The following is a 7994-nucleotide window of genomic DNA, read 5'->3' as shown; positions in this document are numbered from 1 at the left end:
TGGGTGGCCATCACGCACGGGTTGGCGCGGCGCAGCAGGTCGACGGCCTCGGGCGGCAGCGGGGGCTTGGACATCGGAACTCCTTCGGGTCGTGATCGTTGCGAGACTGCTTCGGTGTTCTGTCTCCCCCGCTCGTCCTCTTCCGCTCCTCCGGTACCCCGGGCGCGGTCAGTCGGACGCCTTCTCGTCGAAGCTGGCGAAGTAGGCCGCCGCCATGTCCTCGCCGCCGTGCCCCTGGGCCGCGGCCCGCTCCAGGCGCGCGGCGCTCGCGGCGGCGAGGTCCAGGCGTACGCCGCCGCGCTCGCCCGCCTCGACGATCAGGCGGGCGTCCTTCGCGGCGGTGGTGACGGCGAACTGCGGCGGGACGAGGGCGCCGTCGCGGATCAGGCCGGCCTTGGCGCGCAGATAGCCCATGTCGAGGGGGCCGCCGGCGATGGCGTCGAAGAAGCCGTCCGGGTCCACGCCCAGCGCCTGCGCCAGCGCCAGGACCTCGCCGACCGCGCTGGTGGCGGCGAGGACCCAGCTGTTGGCCACGAGCTTGAGCCGGGTCGCGCTGCCGGCGGCACCGTCCTCGCCGGTCCACACGGTGCGGGAGCCGACGGCGTCGAAGACGGGCGCCACCGCGTCCCGCGCGTCGGCCGGTCCGGCGGCCAGGACGAGCAACTGGCCGACCTCGGCGGGCTGCCGGGTGCCGAGCACGGGGGCGTCGAAGAAGACCAGGCCGTGTTCGCGGGCGAAGGCGGCGAGGTCGGGGAGCGCGTCCAGGCCGGCGGTGGTCGACTGCATCCACGCGGCGCCGGCGCGCAGGCCGGGGGCGGCGCGGCGCATGACGTCGAGGGCGGCCGGGCCGTCGTGGAGCATGGTGAGGACGACGTCGGCGTCCCGTACCGCCTCCTCAGGGCTGCCGGCGATGTGCACGCCGTCGGCGGCCAGCGGCTCGGCCTTGTCCCGGCTGCGGTTCCAGGCGCGGACGGTGAGTCCGGCGCGGGCGAGGTTGCGGGCCATCGCGGCGCCCATGATGCCGGTACCCAGGACGCTCACGGTGAGCTTGTCGGTCATGACGTCGGCTTCCTGTTCTCGTGCTGGTGCTCGGTGCTCGTGCCTTGTGCCTCGTGCCTCGTGCCTCGTGCCTCGTGCCTCGTGCGGAGGGTGGCCGGAGATCAGCCTGCCATCCGGTCGGGGCCCGTGCCGACCGGTACGGGCCCCGCGGGACGCGTCGCGTACGGTACGGCCGTGAACGCCTTCACCCGCAGCAGCGACGACAGCGACGCGCACGTACCCGGCCGCCACGGCGCCTCCGCGACCACGGAGGCCGACCCGCGGCAGGTGGGCCCGGTGCGTACCGAGTATTCGCCCGCGCACGACGGGGACCCGGATCCGGGCGAGATCGTCTGGACGTGGGTGCCGTACGAGGAGAACGACGGACGCGGCAAGGACCGGCCCGTGCTGGTCGTGGCCCGGGAGGCGGCGGGCACGGTGCTCGCCGTGCAGCTGTCCAGCAAGCGGCACGAAGGCGACCGGGACTGGGTGCCGATCGGCAGCGGGCCGTGGGACCGGTCGGGGCGGGACTCCTGGGTGGCCGTGGACCGGGTGCTGCGGCTGCACGAGGCCGGCATGCGCCGCGAGGCGTGCGCGCTGGACCGGATGCGGTTCGACCTCGTACGGCGGCGGCTCGGCGAGCGCTACGGCTGGAGCTGACGCCCGCCGGCGGCCTCCGGCCGGCCCCGCGCGAACGCGGCGCGGACGGTGCCCCGCGGGCGCGCGGTCATGGCGCCACCCCCGTGGACGCCATGAGCGCGCGCGGCGCGGACTCCCCCGTCGTGCTCATGCGGGAATCCTGGGTGATGCTGGTGATGCGGCGCAACGGCATTTCCCGGCCCGGGGAAACGACGGGAGAAGACCCCGGAAACGGTCGGGTCGGAGAGATTGCCGAGCAGGAACGTCCCGATATGCACCCTTGTGCGGAGCGGCGCGAGGGTCTTGGGTGGGACGAGTGTGCCGACCCGGCCCACCAAGAACAGGGTCGGCGACATGGTGGAATCTCAGGAGGATCCCGACATGTCCGATGCGGTAGGTGGCTGTACGCGGCCACGCACCACCGTCACGGAGGCCGAGGTCGAGGCGCTGGTCCACGGCATCTGCTTCAAGACCGGCCCGCCCGCGCGCCTCGGCGTCGAGGTGGAGTGGCTGGTCCATGAGCTGCGCTCGCCCCGGCTCCCCGTGACGCACGAACGACTCGAAGCGGCCTACGCCGCGCTGGAGGGCGTCGCCCTGAGCTCGGCGCTGACCGTGGAACCCGGCGGCCAGCTGGAGCTGAGCTCGCTGCCCGCCGCCTCCCTCATGGAGTGCGTCGACACCGTCCGGGCCGACCTGGACGCCGTCCGCGCGGTCCTGCGGGAGGACGGTCTCGCCCTCGTCGGCCTGGGCCACGAGCCCTGGCACCCGCCGCGCCGGTATCTGCGCCGGCCGCGGTACGACGCGATGGAGGCCAGCCTCGACCGCGCCGGCCCCGGCGGCCGGTTCATGATGTGCGCCACCGCCTCCGTGCAGGTGTGCCTGGACGCCGGACACGAGGAGCCCGGCCAGCTCGGTCATGTACGCCGCTGGTGGCTCGCCCACCAGCTGGGCGCGGTCCTGCTGGCCGCGTTCGCCAACTCCCCGCTGTCCGGCGGCCGGCCCACGGGCTGGCGGTCCACGCGGCAGCTGCGGTGGACGCAGATCGGCGCCGGCCGGGCGGGCGGCCCGCCGCTGGACGCCGACCCGCGCCGCGCCTGGGCTCGCCATGTGCTGGACGCTCCGGTGATGTGCGTACGCCGGGACGGCGGCCCGTGGGACGTACCGGACGGCATGACCTTCCGGGAGTGGACCAGGACCCGGTCGCCGAGACCGCCGACCGGGGAGGACCTCGACTACCACCTCACCACGCTGTTCCCGCCGGTCAGGCCGCGCGGGCATCTGGAGCTGCGCATGATCGACGCGCAGCCCGGGGACGACGGCTGGATCGTGCCGCTCGCCGTGACGGCGGCGCTGTTCGACGACCCGGAGGCCTCCGAGACCGCCTACCGGGCCGTGAAGCCCCTCGCGGAGCGCACCCTCGGCCTGCGGGCCCCGCACAACCCGCTGTACCGGGACGCGGCCCGCGACGCCCTGACCGACCCGGAGCTGCGGGAGGCGGCCGGCATGTGCTTCGCGGCGGCGCTGGACGCGCTGCCCCGGATGGGCGCCGGCACCGGGGTGACGGACGCGGTCGCGGGGTACCTGGACCGCTATGTCGCCCGGGGCCGCTGCCCCGCCGACGACCTGCTGGACGCCCACGACGGCGCGGGCACCGGCCCGCACGGGAGGAAGACCCGCCCATGACCGACTCCGCCACGCACCCCGCCGGCGGCCCGGCCACGGGCCCCACCACCGAGACCCCCGCCGAGGCCACCCCCGCCGCCCCGGTGGACCCCGAGACGCTCCGTGAACGGGTCCTGGCCACGCTGGTCACGGCCCGGGAGCGCACCACGCTGCTGACCAGCTGCGTGGAGGGACCCGACCTGACCGCCCAGGTGTCGCCGCTGATGTCCCCGCTGGTGTGGGACCTCGCGCACATAGGCAACCAGGAGGAACAGTGGCTCCTGCGCGCCGTCGGCGGCCAGGAGGCGATACGGCCCGAGATCGACAGCCTGTACGACGCCTTCGAGCATCCACGCGCCGAACGCCCCGCCCTGCCGCTGCTGCCGCCGGAGGAGGCCCGCCGGTACGCGGCGGACGTGCGCGGCCGGGCCCTGGACGTGCTGGAGGGCGCCGCGTTCCACGGGACGCGGCTGACGGAGGCGGGCTTCGCCTTCGGGATGATCGCCCAGCACGAGCAGCAGCACGACGAGACCATGCTGATCACCCACCAGCTCCGCAGGGGCCCGCAGGCCCTGACCGCGCCCGATCCGGACCCGGTGCCGCTGTTCACCGGCCCGGCGGAGGTCCTGGTGCCCGGCGGCCCGTTCACGATGGGCACCTCGACCGAGCCGTGGGCCCTGGACAACGAACGGCCCGCGCACCGGCGCGAGGTGGCCCCGTTCTTCATCGACACCACCCCGGTGACGAACGCCGCGTACCAGGCGTTCATCGAGGACGGCGGCTACGACGAACCGCGCTGGTGGAGCCCCGAGGGCTGGGACCACGTCCGCCGCCACTCGATCAGGGCCCCGCTGTTCTGGCGCCGGGACGGCGGGCAGTGGCTGCGGCGCCGCTTCGGCGTCACGGAGGCGGTGCCGCCCGACGAGCCGGTGGTGCACGTGTGCTGGTACGAGGCCGACGCGTGGGCCCGCTGGGCCGGGCGGCGGCTGCCCACCGAGGCCGAGTGGGAGAAGGCCGCCCGGCACGACCCGGCCGGTGACCGCTCGACGCGCTATCCGTGGGGCGACGCCGACCCCGGCCCGGAGCACGCCAACCTCGGCCAGCGGCATCTGCGTCCGGCGCCCGCCGGCAGCTATCCGGCCGGCGAGTCCCCGCTCGGGGTGCGGCAGTTGATCGGCGACGTCTGGGAGTGGACGTCGAGCGACTTCGCCCCGTACCCCGGCTTCCGGGCGTTCCCGTACCGGGAGTACTCGGAGGTGTTCTTCGGGCCGGACCACAAGGTGCTGCGCGGCGGTTCGTTCGCCGTGGACGCGGTGGCCTGCCGGGGCACGTTCCGCAACTGGGACTACCCGATCCGGCGGCAGATCTTCTCCGGCTTCCGCACCGCCCGCAGTGCGGAGGCCTCCTGATGTGCCGTCACCTGGCCTACGTGGGCCCCGCCGAGCCGCTGGGGCGGCTCCTGGTGGAGCCCGCGCACGCCCTGTACCGCCAGTCCTGGGCGCCCCGGCGCCAGCGGTACGGCACGGTCAACGCCGACGGGTTCGGCGTCGGCTGGTACGCCGACGGCGACCCGGCACCGGCGCGCTACCGCCGGGCCGGACCGATCTGGGCCGACCAGTCCTTCGCCGACCTGGCGCGGGTGGTGCGCACCGGCGCGCTGCTGGCCGCCGTACGGGACGCGACGCTGGCGGGTGCCGACGCGGAGGCCGCGGCGGCGCCGTTCGCCGCGGGGCCCTGGCTGTTCAGCCACAACGGCGCCGTGGCCGGCTGGCCCGGCTCGCTCGCGCCGCTGACCGGGTCGCTGCCCGCCGAGGAGCTGCTGTCGCTGGAGGCCCGCAACGACTCGGCGCTCGTGTGGGCGCTGGTCCTGCACCGGCTGCGCACCGCGGGCGCGGGCGAGCCCCGGCCGCGCGCCGACGCGCGGGCGCTGGCCGACACGGTCCTGGAGGTCGCCGCGGCCTCCCCCGCCTCCCGGCTCAACCTGCTGCTCACGGACGGCGAGACCATCGCGGCCACCGCCTGGGGCGACACCCTCTGGTACCTGGCCAGGCCCGGCGGCGGCACGGTCGTCGCCTCCGAGCCCTACGACGACGACCCGCACTGGCAGGAGGTCCCCGACCGCACCCTGCTCGCGGCGAGCGGCACGGACGTGCTGCTGACGCCGCTCGAAGACCCGCGCGAGAACGCCCTGGTGCCCGCGGCCACGGCCGCTTCCGGATCTGCGAAGGAGTCCCGCACGTGAGCCCGTTCCGCCTCACCCGCACGCTGCCCGAGGACGCCACGGACGCCGCCCTGCGCGCCGACGTCCTGGCGGGCCTGTCGAGTACGCCCAAGTCGCTGCCGCCGAAGTGGTTCTACGACGCCCGGGGCAGCGAGCTGTTCGAGGAGATCACCGGGCTGCCCGAGTACTACCCCACCCGGGCGGAGCGGGAGATCCTGCTCAACCGGGCCGGGGAGATCGCCGCCGCGACCGGCGCCCGCACCCTGGTCGAACTGGGCTCCGGCTCCTCGGAGAAGACACGGCACCTGCTCGACGCGCTGACCAAACTGGACGCGTACGTGGCGGTCGACGTCAGTGAAAGCGCCCTCACCCAGGCGGGGGACGCGATCGTCGCAGAGCGGCCGGGGCTCCAGGTGCACGCGCTGATCGCCGACTTCACCGCCGGGCTCACGCTCCCGGACACGCCGGGCCCCCGGCTGGTGGCGTTCCTCGGCGGCACGATCGGCAATCTGCTGCCCGCCGAACGGGCCGCGTTCCTGACGTCCGTCCGGGCCCTGCTCCAGCCCGGCGACGGGCTGCTGCTGGGCACGGACCTGGTCAAGGACGAACGGGTGCTGGTGCGGGCGTACGACGACGCGGCCGGGGTGACGGCCGCGTTCGACAAGAACGTCCTGGCCGTGATCAACCGCGAACTGGGCGCCGACTTCGTGCCCGCGGCGTTCGACCACGTCGCGGTGTGGGACGCGGAGCGGGAGTGGATCGAGATGCGGCTGCGCTCCCGCACGGCGCAGACGGTGAAGGTCCAGGCGCTCGACCTGGCCGTGGACTTCGCCGCCGGCGAGGAGGTGCGCACCGAGGTGTCCGCCAAGTTCCGCCGCGAGGGCGTGCGGACGGAACTGGCCGCGGCCGGCCTGGACCTCACCCACTGGTGGACCGACGCCGAGGGGCGCTTCGCGCTGTCGCTGAGCCAGGTGCAGTGACACGGACGCGCCGAGCCGGGTGTGCCGCTCCGGCATACCCGCCGCGGCGCACCCGGCGTCGCGTCAGCGGCCGTCGCGTCAGCGGGAGTCCGGATCCAGAAGGTCGGTGATACGGCCGGAGGCCCGCTCGGCCTCCGGCCCCGCCTCGGCGCCCTTGAGCACCTTGGTCATGTACTCCTTGACCGGGTTGTCCGCCTCGACCGCGCCCCACAGGGGCGTGCCGGGCGTCGCCCGGCCCTGCGCCGCACCGGCGGCCATCGCCTCGACCCCGTCCTCGCCGGCGACGTCCGCGGCCAGCGACTTCTTGTTGGGGACGTAGTTCATGGTGCGGGCCAGGTCGGTGTTCCACTTGGCCCCGGTGAGGGCCTCCAGCACGGCGACGGCGCCGTCCCGGTCGTCGGTGTTCTCCGGTACGACGAGGTCGGAGCCGCCGGTGAACACGGCACCCGGCTTGTCGGCGCTCTTGCCGGGCACGGGGAAGAAGCCGATCTTGTCCTTGAGTCCGGGGTTCTCGCGCAGGACGGACTGGGCCTGGCCCGGCACCGCGATGATCTGGGCGACCTGCCCCTTGGCGAACACTCCGGCCTGCGGCGGGTGTTCCTCGTCGGCGTCGACGGGTCCCTCGCCCAGGGCCTGGAGTTCGCGGTAGAAGTCCATGCCGCGCAGGGCGGCCGGGCTGTCCAGGGCGCCCGTCCAGATGCCGCCGCTCTCCTTGGCGAGGTCGCCGCCCTCGTCCCAGATGAAGCCGGACAGCGTGTACCAGTCCTGCCCGGCCAGGTAGATGCCCTGGCCGGCGCCCTCGTCGAGCTTCTTGGTGGCGGTGAGCCACTCCTCGCGGGTGCGGGGCGGCTCGGTGATGCCGGCCTGCTGGAACAGGTCCTTGCGGTAGATGACGACGCGGTTGGCGGCGTACCAGGGGACGCCGAACTGCTGGGACAGGTACTCCCCCGGTTCGGCGAGGCCGGGCAGCCAGTCGCGGATGCCCCAGTCCCGCATCGACTCCAGCGTCAGGTCCTCCAGCCGGCCGCCCTCGGCGTACTGCGGGACCTGGGTGTTGCCGACCTCGATGACGTCCGGCTGCGCGCCGCCGCCGTCGGACTTCAGCGCGGACTGCACCTTCTCGCCGATGCCGGTCCACTCCTGGATGCGGACGTCGAGGCGCAGGTCGGGGTGCTCGCGTTCGAAGTCCTCGGTGAAGCGCTTCAGGAAGTCCTCCGAGGCGCTGCCCTTCATCAGCCACACGGTGACGGCGCGCCGTCCGCTCCCGCTGTCGCCCGGCATCAGGCCGCAGCCGCTGAGCAGGGAGGCCGAGACACAGACAAGGGCGAGGAGGCGACGTCTCACGAGGGGTCCTTCTGGTCGAACAGGTGTCGGTGACGGACCGGGTGGGTCCGGCGCACGCGAAGGGAGACCCGACGTGGGGGGACGAGCGTGAGGCTCGTACGGGTGTCTGG

The 7994-nt window shown here is 74.6% G+C and carries 6 protein-coding genes and 2 pseudogenes; 5 read left to right on the top strand and 3 right to left on the bottom strand.

Translation table 11 applies throughout. The features are described 5' to 3' along the window. Positions 1-74 (bottom strand): annotated as a pseudogene (locus GTW67_RS37530) (PPOX class F420-dependent oxidoreductase); the annotation flags it as partial. A 94-nt stretch (positions 75-168) separates the two neighbouring features. Continuing rightward, a pseudogene (locus GTW67_RS07180) lies at positions 169-1080 on the bottom strand (NAD(P)-dependent oxidoreductase); the annotation flags it as partial. Between the two features lie 153 nt (positions 1081-1233). Between GTW67_RS07180 and GTW67_RS07175 the strand changes: the two are divergent. From GTW67_RS07175 to egtD, 5 genes are all read left to right on the top strand, one after another. Then, positions 1234-1698: a type II toxin-antitoxin system PemK/MazF family toxin gene (locus tag GTW67_RS07175; protein ID WP_161163962.1), complete on the top strand. Its 465-nt coding sequence runs from the start codon at positions 1234-1236 to the stop codon at positions 1696-1698. 360 nt (positions 1699-2058) lie between these two features. Continuing rightward, positions 2059-3360 (top strand): ergothioneine biosynthesis glutamate--cysteine ligase EgtA, encoded by a 1302-nt coding sequence (egtA, locus tag GTW67_RS07170; protein WP_161163961.1) that lies wholly within the window; start codon positions 2059-2061, stop codon positions 3358-3360. Next, positions 3357-4748 carry an ergothioneine biosynthesis protein EgtB gene (gene egtB / locus GTW67_RS07165; RefSeq protein WP_237518716.1) on the top strand — a complete coding sequence of 464 codons (1392 nt, stop codon included), beginning with the start codon at positions 3357-3359 and terminating at the stop codon, positions 4746-4748. Before egtA ends, egtB begins: the two co-directional genes overlap by 4 nt. Beyond that, the gene (egtC, locus tag GTW67_RS07160) at positions 4748-5581 is read left to right on the top strand and encodes an ergothioneine biosynthesis protein EgtC (RefSeq protein WP_161163960.1); all 834 of its coding nucleotides are present in this window, start codon (positions 4748-4750) and stop codon (positions 5579-5581) included. The genes egtB and egtC overlap by 1 nt, the downstream gene beginning before the upstream one ends. After that, the gene (gene egtD / locus GTW67_RS07155) at positions 5578-6540 is read left to right on the top strand and encodes an L-histidine N(alpha)-methyltransferase (RefSeq protein ID WP_161163959.1); all 963 of its coding nucleotides are present in this window, start codon (positions 5578-5580) and stop codon (positions 6538-6540) included. Before egtC ends, egtD begins: the two co-directional genes overlap by 4 nt. Before the next feature lie 78 nt (positions 6541-6618). Here egtD and GTW67_RS07150 read toward each other — a convergent pair whose 3' ends face one another. Beyond that, positions 6619-7884, bottom strand: coding sequence for an extracellular solute-binding protein (locus GTW67_RS07150; RefSeq protein ID WP_161163958.1), 1266 nt, complete (start codon positions 7882-7884; stop codon positions 6619-6621). Positions 7885-7994: the final 110 nt, after the last annotated feature.

The organism is Streptomyces sp. SID5910 (assembly GCF_009862125.1).
Classification (GTDB): domain Bacteria; phylum Actinomycetota; class Actinomycetes; order Streptomycetales; family Streptomycetaceae; genus Streptomyces.
Note: the sequence above shows the minus strand (reverse complement) of the source record. Positions and strands in the feature narration are given on the sequence as shown.

Coding starts and splice junctions, on each gene's coding strand:
- egtA (WP_161163961.1), top strand. CDS start 2,059: ATGTCCGATGCGGTAGGTGGCTGTACGCGGCCACGCACCACCGTCACG.
- egtB (WP_237518716.1), top strand. CDS start 3,357: ATGACCGACTCCGCCACGCACCCCGCCGGCGGCCCGGCCACGGGCCCC.
- egtC (WP_161163960.1), top strand. CDS start 4,748: ATGTGCCGTCACCTGGCCTACGTGGGCCCCGCCGAGCCGCTGGGGCGG.